This is a genomic window from Cohnella abietis (assembly GCF_004295585.1).
Lineage (GTDB): Bacteria > Bacillota > Bacilli > Paenibacillales > Paenibacillaceae > Cohnella > Cohnella abietis.
The window spans coordinates 16,813-37,454 of the sequence record NZ_AP019400.1 but is presented as its reverse complement, the minus strand read 5'-3'; the positions used below and the strand labels follow the sequence as shown (position 1 = coordinate 37,454).

Annotated in this window: 10 protein-coding genes and 3 rRNA genes; 2 read left to right on the top strand and 11 right to left on the bottom strand. The window is 45.8% G+C overall.

The window, feature by feature from the left end; genetic code table 11:
- The 3 genes from KCTCHS21_RS00140 to KCTCHS21_RS00130 all read right to left on the bottom strand — a co-directional run bounded on the left by KCTCHS21_RS00140 (position 1) and on the right by KCTCHS21_RS00130 (position 3,182).
- Positions 1-2,217, bottom strand: coding sequence for an MMPL family transporter (locus KCTCHS21_RS00140; RefSeq protein ID WP_130604570.1), 2,217 nt, complete (start codon positions 2,215-2,217; stop codon positions 1-3).
- A gap of 20 nt (positions 2,218-2,237) precedes the next feature.
- Positions 2,238-2,855 (bottom strand): TetR/AcrR family transcriptional regulator, encoded by a 618-nt coding sequence (locus KCTCHS21_RS00135; RefSeq protein ID WP_130604569.1) that lies wholly within the window; start codon positions 2,853-2,855, stop codon positions 2,238-2,240.
- A gap of 141 nt (positions 2,856-2,996) precedes the next feature.
- Complete coding sequence (locus tag KCTCHS21_RS00130) at positions 2,997-3,182, bottom strand: sigma factor G inhibitor Gin (RefSeq protein ID WP_130604568.1); 186 nt, start codon at positions 3,180-3,182, stop codon at positions 2,997-2,999.
- Positions 3,183-3,334: 152 nt separating this feature from the next.
- On the opposite strand from KCTCHS21_RS00130, the gene KCTCHS21_RS00125 reads away from it, so the two are divergent.
- Both KCTCHS21_RS00125 and KCTCHS21_RS31015 read left to right on the top strand, forming a co-directional pair.
- On the top strand, positions 3,335-3,871 hold the full coding sequence (locus KCTCHS21_RS00125) for a transposase (protein WP_130604567.1): 537 nt from the start codon (positions 3,335-3,337) through the stop codon (positions 3,869-3,871).
- A 419-nt stretch (positions 3,872-4,290) separates the two neighbouring features.
- Complete coding sequence (locus KCTCHS21_RS31015; protein WP_162309235.1) at positions 4,291-4,554, top strand: hypothetical protein; 264 nt, start codon at positions 4,291-4,293, stop codon at positions 4,552-4,554.
- Between the two features lie 623 nt (positions 4,555-5,177).
- Here the strand turns inward: KCTCHS21_RS31015 and rrf are convergent.
- The 8 genes from rrf to KCTCHS21_RS00080 all read right to left on the bottom strand — a co-directional run bounded on the left by rrf (position 5,178) and on the right by KCTCHS21_RS00080 (position 19,467).
- Positions 5,178-5,294: ribosomal RNA gene (gene rrf / locus KCTCHS21_RS00115) — 5S ribosomal RNA — on the bottom strand.
- 117 nt (positions 5,295-5,411) lie between these two features.
- Positions 5,412-8,339: ribosomal RNA gene (locus KCTCHS21_RS00110) — 23S ribosomal RNA — on the bottom strand.
- Between the two features lie 390 nt (positions 8,340-8,729).
- Positions 8,730-10,286: ribosomal RNA gene (locus KCTCHS21_RS00105) — 16S ribosomal RNA — on the bottom strand.
- The 16S, 23S and 5S rRNA genes sit together here, the layout of an rRNA operon.
- Before the next feature lie 458 nt (positions 10,287-10,744).
- The gene (locus tag KCTCHS21_RS00100) at positions 10,745-12,514 is read right to left on the bottom strand and encodes a PAS domain-containing sensor histidine kinase (protein WP_130604565.1); all 1,770 of its coding nucleotides are present in this window, start codon (positions 12,512-12,514) and stop codon (positions 10,745-10,747) included.
- Between the two features lie 222 nt (positions 12,515-12,736).
- The gene (locus KCTCHS21_RS00095; RefSeq protein ID WP_130604564.1) at positions 12,737-13,930 is read right to left on the bottom strand and encodes an MGDG synthase family glycosyltransferase; all 1,194 of its coding nucleotides are present in this window, start codon (positions 13,928-13,930) and stop codon (positions 12,737-12,739) included.
- A 395-nt stretch (positions 13,931-14,325) separates the two neighbouring features.
- Positions 14,326-15,060 (bottom strand): 5'-methylthioadenosine/adenosylhomocysteine nucleosidase, encoded by a 735-nt coding sequence (locus KCTCHS21_RS00090; protein ID WP_130604563.1) that lies wholly within the window; start codon positions 15,058-15,060, stop codon positions 14,326-14,328.
- 233 nt (positions 15,061-15,293) lie between these two features.
- Positions 15,294-17,348, bottom strand: coding sequence for an OmpL47-type beta-barrel domain-containing protein (locus KCTCHS21_RS00085; RefSeq protein ID WP_130604562.1), 2,055 nt, complete (start codon positions 17,346-17,348; stop codon positions 15,294-15,296).
- 13 nt (positions 17,349-17,361) lie between these two features.
- Positions 17,362-19,467, bottom strand: coding sequence for a hypothetical protein (locus KCTCHS21_RS00080; RefSeq protein ID WP_130604561.1), 2,106 nt, complete (start codon positions 19,465-19,467; stop codon positions 17,362-17,364).
- Positions 19,468-20,642: the final 1,175 nt, after the last annotated feature.

Below are 20,642 nucleotides of genomic sequence, written 5' to 3'. Positions count from 1 at the left end.
TTAGCTAGCTGCTTTGTCTTTTGAACGTTTTTTCTTCAAGGATTCTGGAAGTACGATTAGAGCCGGTACAAGCATTGGCAGTAAAATGAAGCAAAGTACGACTAAGCCTACAATAACCGCCGCGGCAAGCTCAATGAGAAGCACTAGACCGGATGGAATTAATGTTGCGAACGTACCGCCTAGAATAATCATTGCGGATACAATGACTCCTCCAACACTTTTCGCGGATTTGACGATTGCTTCCTTCGGTGCTATTTTTCCATACTCTTTGAACCTCATCATGAGGAAAATACTATAGTCGACTCCCACCGCCACAATGACAATGAAGGAGAAGAAGGGAACGAAGGATGATACTCCATCTGCCCCTATTACATACTCCGTAACCAGCTTCGATGCACTCATAGCTACATAGTAAGAAGCAAGCAATGAAAGAATGATGTATATAGCTGGCCAGAAGGCGCGAATGACGAACAACAGAACAATAAATACGCTAATGATTACAATGACTGCTGTCCCATTAAATGCTTTAACTTGGGCTTTGTTCATATCGTATGTTGTGGAGCTTGGACCTGCTGCTCCGAATACCGCATTCGTTAGTGACGAACCCTTCAGAGTTGCCTCTGTCTCTTCATTGATTTGTTCAATTGTATCCAAAGCTGCAGGTGAATACGGATCGTCTTTCAGAATAACAATCATCTTCGTAATCAGGTGATCCTTAGAAAAGTAGTTAGCCGCCGACATTTGGAAATCAGGGCTGCTCAGAACCTGATCAGGGATGAAGAACTTCTTAGAACCATCTGCCTCCAACTCCCCAGTAGCATAGAAGAAATCAATCGGCGCACCTTGTGGCTGTGTAACGCTGGAAACAGATACGACTCCCTCGATCGCCTTAAGCTTATTAGTAAGCTTGTCGACAGTAGCCAATGCTTCATTGTTATCCATAGCTTTCTCATTTGAGATAACAACTGTTGTTGGTAGAGCCTGCCCACGGCTGAAGTGATCTCCGACCAAGCTAAATCCTTTAGTAGAAGGATGACCAGTTCCTAGCTCCTTCAATTGATCGAAGCTCAGCTTCTGACCACTTGTCAAAATGACTGGAATAAGAAGAATAACAATAATAGCTGTAGTAACAACCGGGTGCTTCACGGATATTTCAGTTAGCTTCGACCAGTATTTGCTATCCTTATGCCCTGTAACCTTCTTAGAAGGCCAGAATAGCTTCGTTCCTAGAGTCTTCATAAGGAATGGAGTTAGTGTCAAGATCTCTAAGACGAGGACGACAGCGCCTATAGCGACTACGTTAGCGGACTTGTAAATTCCGAATTCGGAGAAGCTAAGTGCCGCGAACGCGATAAATACAGTTAGGATACTGTATACAATCGTTTTTCCAGCTGTTTTGTAGGAAGTAACGATTGCATCGTCTACAGAGCTTCCATTCGCCAATTCTTCTTTGAATCGGTTGAAAAGAAGTATGTTGTAGTCGGTACCTATACCGAACAGGATAAGAACTAGAAGCATTTGTGTGACGCTCGTAATAGGGAAATCTAGCTTATCAATAACTTGAGCCGCGATACCCATTGAACATAAGTAGGATATGCCTACCGCTATCAATGACACGAAAGGAATAACGAACGAGCGGAACATGATAACCAATACGACTAGGATGAAGATAACGGTCAGTGCCGCGCTCTTCTCTACCCCTTCAGTCGATGCCTTGATATAGTCATTCTGGATGAAATCCTCGCCGCTTAAATAATGTTCAACTTTTACATCCTTCAGTACATCTTCGAACTGTTCTTTAATGCTATCAACACTTCGACCGTTCTTCTCCAGAATAAAGCTTGCCATTAAGGTTGTGCCGTCCGGAGAAATCAGGGATGCCTTTGCCTCGGGTATAGCTATCGGATCAATGAGCTGGTTAATACCAAGCTCCGATTCATTTGCTCTTAGACTTAACAGGCCATTGCCTATTTGTTTCATATCCTCATCAGACAGCTTATTTTCATTGAAGAAAATGAGGATGTTGCTCATACCATTCGTTTCATTCATCTTGCTCAGCATTTCGTTAGCTACCTTGGAGGGGCTACCCTTCGGAAGTGGATCCTGACCCCGGTCATGCAATATCTTGTTCACATCAGGCTGAAAAACCGCAAGTAACGTGGTCGCAACCAGCCATATAATCAAGATTGTCCAACGCCACTTAATAATTCGTCTCATAATGATAACTCCTTCTAATGTTACATTTGCTTAATAAGCTTGTTAATTCCCTCTGTATAGACCGTTAATAACTGATCTATGAGTTTCTTGAGCGTATCGCCCTCATCATTCTCCCTTAGGATAAGACATAAGCCTTCGACGATTGTTGACGATAGCATGCGGGCTAGTGCAGTATCTTCAACGCTTGTAAGACGATTCAATCCCTTAGCCCTGCTAAACACCCTCTCTAGAATACCGTATGCTAGATTTACCAAGTCAGACTTTGCACTCTCATACTTTGACCCCTCACTACGATTGAGTAATATCATGAACTCTTCACTGTAGTTCTTGAATAACTCAATAATGGTGAGCTCTATGTTATAGAAATAAAAAAGCTTATTGGTAGTATCTTGAGCTTGGCTACTGGCCACCTTCTGGCCTATGGCATACACATGAGACGTATATTGGTCATTCACAGGCTGGACAATGGCATCGAATAGCTGTTCCTTATTCGTGAAGTAGCGATAAATATTACCGCTCGTAATTCCCGCCACCTGTGCTATCTGGCGCATAGATGACTTCAAATAGCCTTCACGCTTAAACTCCAGCAAAGCTGCCTTCATGATCTTATTTCTTACTTCATCTTTAAGGATTTGCATTAATAATCACCTGTTCATTATTGGGGCGTGAATAGAATTATAGGGATTCAAAATGATAAATGCAAGCTCACATCCCCCTTTTCACACAAACGACAAAAAGAGGCTTTACCGAGAGTTAATCTCGATAAAGCCTCTTAAATATTAAGCATGAAATCGAACCCACAGCTGCTTTAATTGTCTCACAAAAAAAGGATATCTTTCATCTTCCGTATTCGTATGAACCATTTCCGATTCGCATGAAGTACATATGAATTCAGTAACTACAGTGATTCCCTCTTCTTTGTTTTCGCCACATACTATGCAGGTTTTCCGTTCGCTATCTTCCATGAACATCCCTGCCTTTCCCTAGTTATACATCTATTATGATCTTAATTCTATGAAAATATACGCATTCATAGTAAGAAATCTATACTAGACATAACATTAACTTCGTGATCATCCGATAGTAAGAAACAGAACCTGTTTTATGTTAGGGAGGTATGATTAGATTGGATGCCCCAGCTGTAACACGTGATGCAACCTACTATAATTATAAGCTTATTCGCAAAATAGCACTACGACCTGAAAGCAAATATAGCTATATGTCTACAGCGTTGTTAGTAGTGACGGCTTTATATTTTATCTATGGATGGATAGGCTTAATCTACACAGTCGTAGGAGCCGTTCTTATGCTCGTGGTCCATGCCCTAGTACTAAAAATAACGATACGCAGGGTTGACCAGTTATCAGAGAAACGATGGACCTTTCGCCGCGACTGGCCCTGGGTAGGCCCTCTACCAATCATGGACACGCAATTAGCACTGTTTCGTCGGCTCCACTTCCATCTCACCCTCGTAGGCTGCTGCGTGGCCGGAATGTTCTACCCTTGGGCGCACTCCTCACTCGTTATTTCAATGCTTTACTGGCATTTATGGCTACTAACACCTCGCATCAGAATTTTACTAACCTTACGTCGTGAGCTCGGTGAAGGTGTTATCCGTCTAGAGTCTAAGGAAGTTTCTTATTACCATCAATAGGAACAGGCATAGGCTGTTGTGGCTGGCTTTAGGACGGCGGTATGCGCTTGTATCGAGCGGTGACTGCTGTCTCTCAGTCCTTTGGTTACTGAAATGGCTTCTGCGGGGGCGGAAGTACGATGTATTTAAATGTACTTCCTGCTTGGTTGGCGGTTTGAGGTTGAGATAGCGATATTTTTCATCGCTTCTGCAGGGTATGTTGCTCGAAAGACTGCTGCGGTTGCGAAAAAGCCCCGGAGTCCTCACCAAAGTCACAAAACGCTACAATGAGCCAAGGAAAATCCGCAAAGTCCCCACCAAAGTCGCAAAACGCTACAATGAGCCAAGGAAAAGCCGAAAAGTCCCCACCAAAGTCGCAAAACGCTACAATGAGCCAAGAAAAAGCCGAGGAGTCCCCACCAAAGTCGCAAAACCCTACAATGAGCCAAGAAAAAGCCGAGGAGTCCCCACCAAAGTCGCAAATCGCTACAATGAGCCAAGAAAAAGCCGAGCAGTCACCGCCAAAGTCGCAAATCGCTACAATGAGCCAAGAAAAAGCCGAGCAGTCACCGCCAAAGTCGCAAATCGCTACAATTAGCCAAGGAAAATCCGCAAAGTCCCCACCAAAGTCGCAAAACGCTACAATGAGTCAAGGAAAATCCGCAAAGTCCCCACCAAAGTCTCAAAACGCTACAATGAGTTAAAGAAAGCACGATGTTTTTCATTCTACTTCTTGCTTAGTGGGCAGTTTGGGGTTGGGATAGCGATGATAAACATCGCTGCTGCGGAAGATGTTGCTCAAATGACCGCTGCAGGAGCGTAAGTACGATGTTTTTCATTCTACTTACTGCTTGGCGGGGGGCTTGGGGTCCGATTAGCGATGTTTTTCATCGCTTCAGAGGGGGGTGTTACTCAAATAACTACTGTGGTGGCGTAAGTACGATGTTTTCATTCTACTTCTTGCTTAGTGGGCAGTTTGGGGTTGGGATAGCGATGATAAACATCGCTTCTGAGGGATATGTTACTCAAATAACTGCTGTGGTGTCGTAAGTACGATGTTTTTCATTCTACTTCTTGCTTTGCGGGCTACTTGAGGTGCGATTAGCGATGTTATTCATCGCTTCTACGAGATATGTTACTCAAATAACTACTGTGGTGGCGTAAGTACGATGTTTTTCACTCTACTTTGATCTTGGTGGGAGGCTTGAAGCCTGATTAGCGATTTTTTTCATCACTTCTGCAGGTTACATTACAGCTATAAAGTATGGAAATCATCTATTCCAAAGCACAAAAAAAGCACCCATTGCTGAGTGCTTCTTTCTATTTGGCCTGGCAACGTCCTACTCTCCCAGGACCCTGCGGTCCAAGTACCATTGGCGCTGGAGGGCTTAACGGTCGTGTTCGAGATGGGAACGCGTGGAACCCCTCCGCCATTATTACCAGACCAGTTGTGTCGACAACGTCGTCACAAATACATTCACAAAGCTTGCGCCTTGAAAACTGGATGCGAAACAAAGCAGGAAGAAGAGTGGTGGTCTTGCATGTAATAGTGTTTATTCGTTAGGATAAGCCCTCGACCGATTAGTACTCGTCAGCTACACACGTTACCGCGCTTCCACCCCGAGCCTATCAACCTGGTGTTCTTCCAGGGGTCTTACGAATTGGGAAATCTCATCTTGAGGCAGGCTTCGCGCTTAGATGCTTTCAGCGCTTATCCCTTCCGCACTTGGCTACCCAGCGATGCTCCTGGCGGAACAACTGGTACACCAGCGGTGCGTCCATCCCGGTCCTCTCGTACTAAGGACAGCCCCTCTCAAATTTCCTACGCCCGCGACAGATAGGGACCGAACTGTCTCACGACGTTCTGAACCCAGCTCGCGTACCGCTTTAATGGGCGAACAGCCCAACCCTTGGGACCTACTTCAGCCCCAGGATGCGATGAGCCGACATCGAGGTGCCAAACCTCCCCGTCGATGTGGACTCTTGGGGGAGATAAGCCTGTTATCCCCAGGGTAGCTTTTATCCGTTGAGCGATGGCCCTTCCATTCGGTACCACCGGATCACTAAGTCCGACTTTCGTCCCTGCTCGACTTGTAGGTCTCGCAGTCAAGCTCCCTTATGCCTTTGCACTCTGCGCGCGATTTCCAACCGCGCTGAGGGAACCTTAGAGCGCCTCCGTTACTCTTTAGGAGGCGACCGCCCCAGTCAAACTGTCCGCCTGACACGGTCCTCCTACCCGATAAGGGTAGTGAGTTAGAACTCCGATACGATCAGGGTGGTATCCCAACGGCGCCTCCAGTGAAGCTTGCGCTCCACCTTCAAAGGCTCCCACCTATCCTGTACAGACCGTACCAAAGTTCAATATCAAGCTACAGTAAAGCTCCATGGGGTCTTTCCGTCACGTCGCGGGTAACCTGCATCTTCACAGGTGCTAAAATTTCACCGGATCTCTCGTTGAGACAGCGCCCAAGTCGTTACGCCATTCGTGCGGGTCAGAATTTACCTGACAAGGAATTTCGCTACCTTAGGACCGTTATAGTTACGGCCGCCGTTTACTGGGGCTTCAATTCATAGCTTCGGGTTGCCCCTAACCACTCCTCTTAACCTTCCAGCACCGGGCAGGCGTCAGCCCGTATACTTCGCCTTACGGCTTCGCACAGACCTGTGTTTTTGCTAAACAGTCGCTTGGGCCTCTTCACTGCGGCCCCCTCGTGCTATTCACACTACCGGGGCACCCCTTCTCCCGAAGTTACGGGGTCATTTTGCCGAGTTCCTTAACGAGAGTTCTTCCGCGCGCCTTAGAATTCTCATCTCGCCCACCTGTGTCGGTTTGCGGTACGGGCACCTTCTCCTGGCTAGAGGCTTTTCTTGGCAGCGTGGGTACATGACCTTCGGTACTGTGATTTTCCCTCCCCATCACAGCTTGAGGTATTAGAGTGCGGATTTGCCTACACTCACCTCTTACTGCTTGGACAGACTATTCCATCAGTCTGCGTCGTTCTCCTCCTGCGTCCCCCCATTGCTCATAACGGATTACGGTGGTACAGGAATTTCAACCTGTTGTCCATCCACTACGCCTTTCGGCCTCGCGTTAGGTCCCGACTTACCCTGGGCGGACGAACCTACCCCAGGAACCCTTAGGCTTTCGGCGGACAGGATTCTCACCTGTCTTTTCGTTACTCATACCGGCATTCTCACTTCTATGCAGTCCACCAGTCCTTACGGTCTGACTTCTACCCGCATACAACGCTCCCCTACCCAAGACACCTAAGTGTCATGCCATAGCTTCGGTGGTGTGTTTAGCCCCGTTACATTTTCGGCGCAGAGTCACTCGACCAGTGAGCTATTACGCACTCTTTAAATGGTGGCTGCTTCTAAGCCAACATCCTGGTTGTCTTCGCAACTCCACATCCTTTCCCACTTAACACACACTTGGGGACCTTAGCTGATGATCTGGGCTCTTTCCCTCTTGACAACGGATCTTAGCACTCGCTGTCTGACTCCCGAGTATACATACATGGCATTCGGAGTTTGACTGGACTTGGTAACCCTTGGCGGGCCCCGCACCCAATCAGTGCTCTACCTCCACGATGCTTTACCTCGAGGCTAGCCCTAAAGCTATTTCGGGGAGAACCAGCTATCTCCGAGTTCGATTGGAATTTCTCCCCTACCCCCACGTCATCCCAGAACTTTTCAACGTTCACGAGTTCGGGCCTCCAGTGCGTGTTACCGCACCTTCACCCTGCACAGGGGTAGATCACACGGTTTCGGGTCTACGACCACGTACTTATTCGCCCTATTCAGACTCGGTTTCCCTTCGGCTCCGCCTCATCAGCTTAACCTTGCACGTGAACGTAACTCGCCGGTTCATTCTACAAAAGGCACGCCATCACCCCTAGATCGGGCTCTGACTTCTTGTAAGCGCACGGTTTCAGGTTCTTTTTCACTCCGCTCCCGCGGTGCTTTTCACCTTTCCCTCACGGTACTGCTTCACTATCGGTCGCCAGGAAGTATTTAGCCTTGGCAGATGGTCCTGCCGGATTCCCACGGGGTTTCTCGTGTCCCGCGGTACTCGGGATCCGTCTCGGAGAGAGGGTACTTTCGGCTACAGGGTTTTTACCTTCTGTGACGGGCCTTTCCAGACCTCTTCGCCTAATACTCTCTTTTCTTACTCCATGTGAGACGTCCCACAACCCCTAAGAGCAAGCTCTTAGGTTTGGGCTTCTCCGCTTTCGCTCGCCGCTACTGACGGAATCACTTTTGTTTTCTTTTCCTCAGGGTACTTAGATGTTTCAGTTCCCCTGGTGTGCCTCCAACGACCTATGTATTCAGTCGAGGGTAACTACCCATTACGGTAGCTGGGTTTCCCCATTCGGAAATCTCCGGATCAAAGCTCACTTACAGCTCCCCGAAGCATATCACTGTTCGTCGCGTCCTTCTTCGGCTCCTGGCGCCTAGGCATCCTCCGTGCGCTCTTATTAGCTTAACCAATGCTCCGGAATACCGTTTCTCCCTTATGCTGTATTCGCAGTGACTAGGCTCCCATCAATGATGGGCGACAGCACTGTGCCTACAGAAGTCGTACGAAACGGTATTCCTACGCATACATAGTAGACACTAGTAAGGCATAGATGATACTACTCTTCTTTCGCGCTTTGTTTCGCTATCCAGTTTTCAAGGTACAAGATTTCCTGCTTCTTCGGCAGGGAAAAACATATTATCATGTTTTCGATCAAAGATTCAACCCACAAAGATTGACAATCGAGGAAAACAAGATGGTTGAAAGATTGCTCTTTCAAAACTGAACTTGAGCGTAAGAAACGAATTGCCATCCTACCGAGGTAGCTATGGACTTTTATAACCCCGAAGGGTTCCTTAGAAAGGAGGTGATCCAGCCGCACCTTCCGATACGGCTACCTTGTTACGACTTCACCCCAATCATCTACCCCACCTTCGGCGGCTGGCTCCCTTGCGGGTTACCCCACCGACTTCGGGTGTTGTAAACTCTCGTGGTGTGACGGGCGGTGTGTACAAGACCCGGGAACGTATTCACCGCGGCATGCTGATCCGCGATTACTAGCAATTCCGACTTCATGCAGGCGAGTTGCAGCCTGCAATCCGAACTGAGACCGGCTTTGTTGGGATTGGCTCCACCTCGCGGTTTCGCAGCCCGTTGTACCGGCCATTGTAGTACGTGTGTAGCCCAGGTCATAAGGGGCATGATGATTTGACGTCATCCCCGCCTTCCTCCGGTTTGTCACCGGCAGTCAACCTAGAGTGCCCAGCTTAACCTGCTGGCAACTAAGTTTAGGGGTTGCGCTCGTTGCGGGACTTAACCCAACATCTCACGACACGAGCTGACGACAACCATGCACCACCTGTCTCCTCTGTCCCGAAGGCCGCCTCTATCTCTAGAGGATTCAGAGGGATGTCAAGACCTGGTAAGGTTCTTCGCGTTGCTTCGAATTAAACCACATACTCCACTGCTTGTGCGGGTCCCCGTCAATTCCTTTGAGTTTCAGTCTTGCGACCGTACTCCCCAGGCGGAGTGCTTAATGTGTTAACTTCGGCACCGAGGGCATGATACCCCCAACACCTAGCACTCATCGTTTACAGCGTGGACTACCAGGGTATCTAATCCTGTTTGCTCCCCACGCTTTCGCGCCTCAGCGTCAGTTACAGTCCAGAGAGCCGCCTTCGCCACTGGTGTTCCTCCACATCTCTACGCATTTCACCGCTACACGTGGAATTCCGCTCTCCTCTTCTGCACTCAAGTTCCCCAGTTTCCAGTGCATCACGGGGTTGAGCCCCGCACTTAGACACCAGACTTAAAGAACCGCCTGCGCGCGCTTTACGCCCAATAAATCCGGACAACGCTTGCCCCCTACGTATTACCGCGGCTGCTGGCACGTAGTTAGCCGGGGCTTTCTTCTCAGGTACCGTCATCGGATGAGCAGTTACTCTCACCCTTATTCTTCCCTGGCAACAGAGCTTTACGACCCGAAAGCCTTCCTCACTCACGCGGCGTTGCTCCATCAGGCTTTCGCCCATTGTGGAAGATTCCCTACTGCTGCCTCCCGTAGGAGTCTGGGCCGTGTCTCAGTCCCAGTGTGGCCGTTCACCCTCTCAGGTCGGCTACGCATCGTCGCCTTGGTGAGCCATTACCCCACCAACTAGCTAATGCGCCGCAGGCCCATCCACAAGCCGCAGATTGCTCCGCGTTTCCCAATTCGACCATGCGATCAAATTGTTTATCCGGTCTTAGCATTCGTTTCCGAATGTTATCCCGATCTTATGGGCAGGTTGCCTACGTGTTACTCACCCGTCCGCCACTAACCAAGTTCAGAAGCAAGCTTCTAAACAAGATCCGTTCGACTTGCATGTATTAGGCACGCCGCCAGCGTTCGTCCTGAGCCAGGATCAAACTCTCCATAATAGGTGTTTCGACGACAGGGTTCCAAAGGAATCCCGAGAGTCGAAATCACCGGTATTAAAGAGCCTTTGAGGCTCAATCTTTACAACTGGTTTGTCTTCCGATAACCGAAGTCATCTTCCGACGATTTGTTCGTTTTTTATGACGACTGTGCGCGATGAAACATCGCTGGCAATCAGTCACATCTTACGCTCAATGTTCAGTTTTCAAAGAACAATTTGTTGTTTCTTGTTTGCGTCGTTTCCGAAGCAAGAATTATATCTTATCATAACTCTCAGCAACTTGCAACCCTTATTTTCTTCCGATTAGATAGAAACTTTAATTTCTATTTTCATCAGTCGAAATGTGAATTTCATTGGCAACAACAGCAAGAAATATAATATAACACACGTGCCCATAAGAATGCAACACATTTCATAATTAAAGTTTCATTTTAATTTATGCTAGCTATTTCAACTATTTCATCTCATAACCGTAGGCAGTTCTATCTCCAATGAGGTACCACGATTAACTTGACTATAAATCGTGATTTTCCCTTTGTGTGCCTCAATAATACGATGACAGACCATTAAACCTAGACCCGTTCCCATCTCCTTAAGCGAGAAGAATGGCTCTCCGATCTTCTCCATTCTCTCGGCAGGAATCCCTACGCCCTGATCAACTATACGGGACATGATGTTACCGTTGTCCATTCTATAAAGAGAGATTTCAATCTGGCCCCCGCGAGGCATCGACTCAATTGCATTTTTTAGAACATTCATAAACACTTGTTTAATTTGATTTGGCTCGCATTGAATACGGGGTATAGGGCAGGCCGTAAATGTCATCTGTACATTGAAAAGCATAGCTTGGGGAGTCATAAATACGATAACGGAATCAATAAGGTCTCGTAAGTCACAATCCACAAAATTCAAAACTTGATGCTTAGCCATTCCAAGGAACTCGTTAACGATATAACTAATCCTATCTATTTCATCAAGCATAATATCCACATAGTCTGTATTCTTTTCCTTCAATAGCTGCATAAATCCCTTTAACGCCGTCAGAGGATTCCGGATTTCATGCGCCACACCAGCAGCAAGCTCCCCAGCTACCGACAGCTTATCAGACCTCCGAATCATTTCCTCCGTTTTTTTGCGCTCCGTTAGATCTCTAATGATAAGCTGGACGATTGGTTCATCAAGATCTTTGTACACGCAAATCGAGGATATCTCTACATTTATAAATTCTCCGAGCAGGTTTTTTAGCTTAAACTCGGCAAACTCCATATACCCATCAATATGAACTACTGCTACCATCCGTTCTAATATAATGGAATGACAGCTCGGACAGAAAAAACTTACGATCGGCTGGCCAATAAAATCGTGGATAGAATTTCCCTTCAATAGCTTAATGGCCATATCATTCACAAATGTAACAGTCCCCGCCTGGTGAAGCATTACCGGTTCGGGAGAAAGCTTCATCATAGAGCTGAATTCAATTTCCCGCTTCTCGAGCTTTAGCTCCGCCTTTTTCCGAGCAGTCATATCTCGAAATAAGAGCTGAACAGATTCAGCCCCTTGAAAAATAATAGGAACAGCCCGGAACTCAACGTAGATCACTTGATTATCCAGCCGGATCATTCTTCGTTCGAACCCCTCAGTAACTTTGCCCAACATACATCCCCTATTCAGATCTTCATATAAAGCAGAAATATCCTCCGGGTGTATCAAGCGGAATATATGCTGGCCAATCAACTGATCCGGATCAGTTGCACCAACAAGCCTAACTGCCGCAGGATTAACAAACACGATAATATAATCCTCATATACGACAATAGGCTCAGGTGAACAATCCACCAGAACTCGGTAACGTTCCTCGCTTTCCCTGAGCCGATCCTCTGCCTTCTTCCGATCTGTTATATCTCGCTCAATAACAACAAGAGCTATAAGCTCTCCGGTTTTGTTATAAACTGGTGAAATGGTAACGTTCGTGAAGAAAGAAGTACCGCCTTTGGTAAACTTCACAGCATCTATAACCTCTACCTCTTCACCCTGAACAATCCGCTCGTACACTTTAACAGCCTCAGCCCGTTCCGCCGGGGTCAAAGGCATTTCTTTTCCAATAATCTCTTCCCTTGTCCAACCATGCAATTCCTCGAACTTCTTATTAACCTCAAGTATTTTCCCTTCAACATCCATAACATAAACCGCATCAGAAGTAAGGTTCAAGAAAGAATCGAGCACTAGCATTTTATTGTTGACGTCTGAGAACAGTATATTTTTAATTTATCATCACCCTGGGTCTAGAATGATATAACAACTTTAATATTCCCTATGATTCGTCAAAATCCTTGTATTTTTTGCCTTTTTAAGTAAAAAAATAGACCAAACAGCAAAACTGTTGGTCTATTACGATTAAATTATAGTTTTTGATGATGTGCTCGGTATATTGCTTACTCCCGCTTCATTATTCTAAGCATTGGCATAAGCGATATGAGCATCCTCAGGAATAGGAATAAAGTGGTTTTGAGTTTCTAAGATGGCTGTCAGCGCTTCGGCTGCGCCCTCTTTTCTGTTATTAAGCCTTGCATTGTTCTTTAAGTTTACAAGCTGAGCCTCACTACCGATTGCTTGTATAATCCTATTTTTCAGATCAGATGAATTTCGTGCTTCCAGTGCCGCTCCTAAACGAACCAGGTATGCGGAATTTTCCTGCTCTTGCCCAGGAATCGGCTTATATAGAATCATTGGTAGCTCAAGCGCTAATGCCTCAGATATCGTAACGCCTCCAGGCTTGGTCACAATCAAATCCGAAATGGCCATAAGCTCATGTACATAATCTACAAAGCCGGTAATAACGACACGATGACGAATCTTACTATTTTCCACACCTATTTCCTCTTCAAGGGATTGCCTTAGCTTGCTATTACGTCCGCACACAATAATAAATTGAATCGAGGGTGACAGCTCTTCTGATCTTAGAAGCGTGGACATCTGCTTTCCAATCATGCCGTCTCCTCCCCCCATAATAAGAACGATGGGCACTGACGGATCAAGTCCGTATTTCTGGCACAAAATCATTCGATCATACGAAAGTGTGAAGGACAGCTTAATTGGAATACCGGTCACTATAATACTCTCATGAGGAACGCGTTGCCTTACTAGCGCTTGTTTGACATGCTCTGCCCCGACCATATAGCGGTCCGTAAGCGGGTGAATCCAATAGCTATGATCTGTATAATCTGTAATGACTGTTACAGTAGGGACATCTGTCAAATGATTAGACCTAAGAAAAGACATAGCCGCTGCTGCACCTGGAAAAGTACTGACCACCACAGTTGGTTTGACTGTATCTAGAAGCTTAAGCATTCGCTCTGTGCTAAATGATCTCATTTTTTTGAATAGGTTGGAGAGCTTATTCTCATCACGGGTTTTACGATACAAATACCCGTAAAGGGAAGGAAGTCCCTTAACCCACTGCATATAGCAAAATCTGCCCACTGAATGTAAATAAGGATGAGTCCACTGTAAAAAATCTACTATTTCCACCTCAACCTCCGGGTGATAAACCCCCGTTGCCTCAAGAATGGCTTTAGCTGCTTGGTTATGTCCGTCACCCAGTGTGCCAGTAAGAATCAATATTTTTTCCTTTTTATGATCTTCCATTAATAGACACTTCTTTCTGGGCGATTATTGGAAACCAAGTCATTATTTGAGAGTAAAAAGACAAGCTGTTATCCTACTATAATACAGATTACGAATCTCATAGAGTATTTAGAAATAATATTGAATTATTTTTTTGAAAGATACAAACGTGTGTAGCCGTCCCGAGAGTGGCTAATCCGTTTTTCTTGATTAACTCTATTGTATAACGCATAAGAGTTTTTTCCAATTGTTCCTTGTCGGGTTTTCTTTTTAACTTTTGTCCAGTATACATTAGACTTAGGACTTGGTTAAGCTAACGCTCGCAAAAAACACCGAGAAGCGTTCTCCCGGTGTTTATATACCATAACGGTATACATCGTTGATGATCTCTTCCCATCATATACGTCATATGGCCCTTAGCGCAACTGTACTTGTTCGTTAGACTGCTCAATTGTAGAATATAAGGCTACGATCTCTGCTGCAACATTGCCTGCATGCCTCGCCGCCAAACCTACGTTGGATTTAAAGGAGCCCGCTGCCTCATTCCCCGCCAAGTCCGATAAGGACCTGATGACGATAAAGGGCACGCCGAACTGGTGCGCTGTCTGAGCAATAGATGCGCCTTCCATATCCGTTGCTTTGGTTTCTGGGAACAGGCTACGTACGCGGCGGGACCGCTCGGGCTGATAAATAAAGGAATCCTCCGTTGTAATCAAACCATAGACAATATGACCGCCAAAGAATTTACCTGCCAGTGATTGTTGCACAACGTCGATCAGCTTTTTCTCCACAGAGTAACGTGCAGGTCTCTGGGGAACTTGTCCATACTCGTATTTGAACGCCGTGACATCCACATCGCTGTAAGCAACTTCCGTGGCGACAACGATATCTCCGATCTTCAAAGCTGGATCCAATCCACCTGCAGCCCCGTAATGGATAATTAACTCAGGACGATATCTGTCGATAAGCACCGCCGTCGTTAATGCTGCATTCACTTTGCCGATACCACACTCAAGCAGAATGATATCCTTTCCTCTTAGCTGACCTGAATGAAAGACTCCTCCCGCTACCGTTACCGTTTGAATATGATCAATTTGTGATTTCAATTCGGCCGCCTCTTCTTCCATGGCAGCAATGATTGCTATGCTCATGATTACACCCTCCTTTATGTGTATTTATATAATACCAAGTAAACTTATATGTATTTACGGTTTAATCGAACTTTACACCGTACCCAACAGCACTGTCAATACCTTTTTTCGACAAAAAACTATCGTTTACTACGATCGAAAAAACGACGACCCGAGAGTGACCACTTTTGTTAAAGTGTTCGTCCTTGGGTCGTCGTTTGACGTTCTCCTCAAACTCAACAAATACCTAGCTATTATTTTGTAACGTTAACCGTAATTAATTCACTAGATGTGCTTCCAGCATAGTTAACGAGCTCCGCCCGATACTCGTAAGTGCCAATCGCTTTATTGCTGATCGTTGTAATAGCTGATTGTGCTCGCGGCGATTGATCGCTAAATGTTTGGGTATCGATTAACACCCCATTCTCGTACAGATGATAGGTTACCCCATTTGTTCCCCACCACATATTCATGTTGATCTTGTAGTTTCCACCTTGACTCCAATTATCATGTGATAGTACTGGCTTAGCTGGTGTCGCATCTGTCACGTTCACCGTCATAATATTACTTTTTGTTGTCCCATATGCATTAATTAGCTCGATGTAGTACTTGTAGGTGCCGTTAAGCTTACCGGTAATAGCCGTTACCACAGATTGCGCATTAGGCGAATTTTCAGTAAGAACTCCTGTCTCAATTAGAACATCGTTCTCATACAGCTTATACACCTTACCATTATTGCCCGACCACATATTCATTTTCACGTTGTAATTTCCATCGAGCAATCCCGTATCCCACCCATTATCATTGGAAAGCACGGGCGTGCCTGGCAAACCGTTACTATTTGAGATGATATTCGTTACAACAGCCGTCGTTGATCCCTGCTTGCCTGCCCCATCTACAAACTCGAAAGTATAGCTACCGTTAACGTGGAAGGTGAAGCTATTAGAGCCTCCGTTGTTCGTAATCGTTACCGGCTTGTTGGGCGTTATTGTTGCAGTAACACTTCCCGTCGTCGGTGTGGTGATGCTGTAATCGACAGTTGCAGTCGGCGGTTCATTCTCAACGGTAACAGTAACAGTTACTGTCTTTGTCGTTTCCACATTGTCAGCTAAATCAATAGATCGGTAGCTTACTACATGCTGTCCTTCCTGATCGAATACTAGTGGACTCGTATACGGCTGCCACGTGGTGCCATTATCCAAGCTATACACCGTTTCTGCAACTCCCGATAAGTCATCAGAAGCAGTCAATGTAACCGTTATGGGTTGCTCTGAGGACACATTCGCCGTAGTCACAGGTGCTGTATGATCCATCAGAATGTTCTTCAAATACTGCTGGCGCTGATCATCAACCTCATATCTAAGCTCCATCCACCGTTTAGCATTATCGAAAAGCAGTTCAGTTTGTGATGCATTCAAAGCTGCTAATTGTGAAATTGAAGAACTATAAGTGGATTCTGCTTCAATTAAAGGCCATACAATATGGTTGTAAAAAGGGAGCTCTGAGGTTGCAGCATTCTCAGACCAATACTCTGTCAAACTGTCCGACGTTGACTGCAATTTGTTCCAGGCTTTAGTCAGTACATTTTTCTGAATCGCCATTCGTTGTTCTGTTGTAGGCTTCTGAAAATGGAGCAGGTTAAACCTTCCGGTTTGGTGTACCTGCCCTTGCCAGGTTTGTCCGTCGACGGGTGACCATCGGATTACGTTGAATTTCCAATTCTCTCCGTTAAGCGGCAGCTTGTCATAGACTGTCTCCCATGGGATGACAATAACCGTCCCCCATCCGCCTGGAATTTGCTTCGTATCAACATGAACATTTCCCTCTAATGGGCGATTGTCCCGATGCTCTGTTTGCCATTCATAATATTCAATTCCGTTCCCAGAGGTTGGTACAATCATCTGATGATAGGGAGCGTTGCCCTCACCCTCTGTAAGATACAGCTCCAACCAATTTTCCTTTAGCCTCCCGGTTACAGGATCCGTGTCTGGCTCTGCTGATTGGAAAAACATGTACAAGCCATCCTCACGATAAACCATGTAAAAGCCCGTTTCTCTAGTACCTCCCGGTGGAATCGGGGCGTTGTTGTTATAGTTTTCGAACCGTGTTTCTTTATAGAGCGGATTGTTAAAATAAGGGCTTTGCACCCAACTCATCGGAGTAGATAAATCTTCCGTAGCCCAGGTAACTTCATAAACCTTCTTATTCGTAGGTTCGGCAGCATCTGCAGCCTTTACCTGAAATAAACCCGATACAACTAAAGCTAGCGCTAATAAGAGTATTACGAGCTTTGAGTTTTTTTTCAACATCGTTACCCCCTCCTTATTGCGTATTTTCCAAATCAAGCAAACGAACAATGTAACGAATCATCTCCAGCCTCAGCAAATCGGCATTTGTTGAACGCTCGTCGGATGATTCCAGCCAGGTCAAGGCTTTATTGGCAGCAGCAATACGGACCGATTTACCCGAAGCTATCGCATCTGCAGCAACTTGTTTAAGCTTCGTTGCATAGCGTATATCGTCTATTCCTTCGCGGAAGCCTTCCCAAGCAATGGTGTCTATCAAATTCGTTCTTGTTGGGTACACCAAGTTAAAGGCACGGTATGGGAATCCGGCAGATGAGTTGTCGTTCCAAGGATTAACTGGATTCTCGAGAAAATTATAGTTGTACGTAGCGTCATAATTGGCTTTGTAGAGCCACATACCATGCCGCTGGCGCATTAAGTCTGGGTTCTCCGGTCCAGTATGCGGGAAGGCGTAGTTTGTAATCATCCTATTTTCGCCCGCTGAATGCCACTGATTGGCTTTGTCCCTTGTCGGCTCTCCTACCCAGTTCAGGAAATCCTCTTTTTCTTCGAGTTCAAGATGTCCTGCATTTCCTGTGGCAAAGACTTTAGCACCTTTATCATGTATATATTTCCAGTTTTCCTGCTGGAACAGCAGCATTTCCTTCCATGCCTCGTCCCATCCATCGAAAAAGAGATTCGTATGACCGACAAAGCCAGATGCAACATTAAAAGCTTCATCCAGGTCTAGCTTAAATTTATCTGCTCCTGTGCGCCATGCTGTAAAGGTCGTGTCCATCTTTTGTTTATTAGCAGCTGTCGGATTAGCATCGTATGCCTTTTTGGCATTCATATAGGCTGTGTATTTTTCATAGATCAAGAAATCGAAAGTAGGCTTAACCCCAAACAGAGGATCTAAATCAAGACCAGCCTGCTGCATAAGCTCTAGCTGGCGAAGGAAGACCGTTTTATCCTTTGTTGAATACTCCGGCCCTGGGAGATTGAGTACGTTATGATCAGCCAAATTACGATATTGGTTCAGCAGGTTGGCTTCGACGAGAGCTGTATCTCCTTTAGCTGCTGCCAATGTTTCTTTTAAGCGGGCATGATGGTAAAGCATGACGTAAAAGTCCTTATCTGTATCATAATAAGTCTTCGGATTGGGTAGTTCGAACGGGAGCACCCGAACATTCAAAGTAATCTGTCCGGCCGAGGCTCCGTCTGCGGTAATGTCGATTGTGCCTTTATAGAAACCAGCCGGCGTTTCCTTAGGCACCTTCAGGGTTAACCATATTTGCTTGGATTCTCCCTGCTTAAGTGCAATTGGAAGTAGCGTTGGGCTATCTTCCACTGGTGTCTTGTACACGTCAAATGGGGTTGCTGGTATATTGGAGATGTCCACATATTGTGACCCCGTCGGGTAATCAACCCTCAGAGAATTTCCCTTCCGTTCATGATCTACTAGGACAAGATTCTCGTCATGCAGCAGCAATTCAGGCACCAACACGTTCTGGGAGTCATCAGCGAAGTAGCTATACCACGCCGTTCCACCCTGGTACCAGTTTTTTACTACACGGAGATCTACAGCACTGGAAGGAATTGTTCCGCCACCTTCCCGAGTTAATTCATTGATCACAAAAGTAGCCGAGCTTACATTGCTGAGTGGGGAAAGCACGAAAGATGCAGGCTCGAATTCACCTTTTGCAGAAATGATTGAAAGCTGATTGCTAACCTTACCATCTTCGGGGAGGCTATCTGGGAGTCTTGGATGAGGGCTAAGAGCTGGGGTATCGTATACGATAAAAGGTGTGCCGTTCCATAGTGCTTGATTCGCATGATTTACGTCTGTAGCTAGCTTGAGTGCATAGCTTAAGGACTTCTGGGTTTTTTGACCCGTATCAGATGTAATTACACTGGATGCTAATACTAAGTCTGCTTTATTACGCACGCTTTCTAGAAATAACTTCAGCTGGGGATGGGTCGTTGCTGTAATTATCGTATTTAGCTGACCTACCTGTTGGGTCAACCCAGCTCTCGACCAAGGCTCATTAAACGTGGGATCCAATACTTTTGCCGTAACCGGTGTAATGACCAATAGCAAAGTACAGAGCATCACAGTCCCAAATATCAGACGTTTAAGCATTGATTATTCACTCCCTTTTGGTGGTTATCGCATAGCAAGCGCTTACATGTTGCGGTTGATTACGATAGTAACTTTGGAGAAGATGTCTTCTTTCCTCATATCTAGCGTAACTACTCTCAGCTAAATTCACCCTCTTTTCATTACAAGCTAATTACTGGTCAAACACTCTGTAATCTAATAACGCAGCCCCCTTCCTTATTTATTTTTATTTCATATGCGAATTCTTTTCTCATACAAGAAGAATATATATGTAATTTTATTGATATGCAAGTACAATCGGACGCTGTTGAAGTTTAGGTACCTAAGAACCTAATTGAGAGTGGGAGGGTGACTTTAGTCGGATTAGTGGTGAATGTGGTGTGCAGATGCGAGTTAATATTTGTAGTATAATCGACATTTATATGTCTGCTAAATCTGTCGAAGTTTGGGGGTGGAAACGAGGGCGGGGGTTGGGGCAAGCTGGGGACGGAGCTGAGGCAGAGGTGGGACTGAGCTGGGACTGAGCTTGGGACGGGGCATATAAGTTTGGAGTATCTTTATATCGATTAGCCGGCTGAAATTTGTCGAAACCAAAGACAAAGTTGAACATTCAAGGGCAAGCTCAGCTTTTGTCGGTTATTGACGATTTGAATGCTGATGAATGTTCAGGGTAGCCGTATTATTATTTGCTGTTTTGATTCCCCGCAAGGGAGGGTTACCTACCTAATTGCAGTAGTGACAAGAGGGGTGTGCAAGATAGTTGAAGTATCCATCGAAAGTAGTAAAAAACCGTCAAGCCCTTCTCTAAAACTTAAACTAACTACTGCTACGGTAGCGAAAGTACGATGTTTTCTATCGTACTTCTTGCTTGGTGGGGGGCTTGGAGTTGAATTAGCGATGTTTTTCATCGCTTCAGAGGGGGGTGTTACTCAAATAACTACTGTGGTGGCGTAAGTACGATGTTTTCATTCTACTTCTTGCTTAGTGGGCAGTTTGGGGTTGGGATAGCGATGATAAACATCGCTTCTGAGGGATATGTTACTCAAATAACTGCTGTGGTGTCGTAAGTACGATGTTTTTCATTCTACTTCTTGCTTTGCGGGCTACTTGAGGTGCGATTAGCGATGTTATTCATCGCTTCTACGAGATATGTTACTCAAATAACTACTGTGGTGGCGTAAGTACGATGTTTTTCA

What these genes read in the sequence shown, in the direction of transcription:
- KCTCHS21_RS00140 (WP_130604570.1), bottom strand. Translation starts at nt 2,217, where the DNA reads ATGAGACGAATTATTAAGTGGCGTTGGACAATCTTGATTATATGGCTG.
- KCTCHS21_RS00135 (WP_130604569.1), bottom strand. Translation starts at nt 2,855, where the DNA reads ATGCAAATCCTTAAAGATGAAGTAAGAAATAAGATCATGAAGGCAGCT.
- KCTCHS21_RS00130 (WP_130604568.1), bottom strand. Translation starts at nt 3,182, where the DNA reads ATGGAAGATAGCGAACGGAAAACCTGCATAGTATGTGGCGAAAACAAA.
- KCTCHS21_RS00125 (WP_130604567.1), top strand. Translation starts at nt 3,335, where the DNA reads ATGATTAGATTGGATGCCCCAGCTGTAACACGTGATGCAACCTACTAT.
- KCTCHS21_RS31015 (WP_162309235.1), top strand. Translation starts at nt 4,291, where the DNA reads ATGAGCCAAGAAAAAGCCGAGGAGTCCCCACCAAAGTCGCAAATCGCT.
- KCTCHS21_RS00100 (WP_130604565.1), bottom strand. Translation starts at nt 12,514, where the DNA reads ATGCTAGTGCTCGATTCTTTCTTGAACCTTACTTCTGATGCGGTTTAT.
- KCTCHS21_RS00095 (WP_130604564.1), bottom strand. Translation starts at nt 13,930, where the DNA reads ATGGAAGATCATAAAAAGGAAAAAATATTGATTCTTACTGGCACACTG.
- KCTCHS21_RS00090 (WP_130604563.1), bottom strand. Translation starts at nt 15,060, where the DNA reads ATGAGCATAGCAATCATTGCTGCCATGGAAGAAGAGGCGGCCGAATTG.
- KCTCHS21_RS00085 (WP_130604562.1), bottom strand. Translation starts at nt 17,348, where the DNA reads ATGTTGAAAAAAAACTCAAAGCTCGTAATACTCTTATTAGCGCTAGCT.
- KCTCHS21_RS00080 (WP_130604561.1), bottom strand. Translation starts at nt 19,467, where the DNA reads ATGCTTAAACGTCTGATATTTGGGACTGTGATGCTCTGTACTTTGCTA.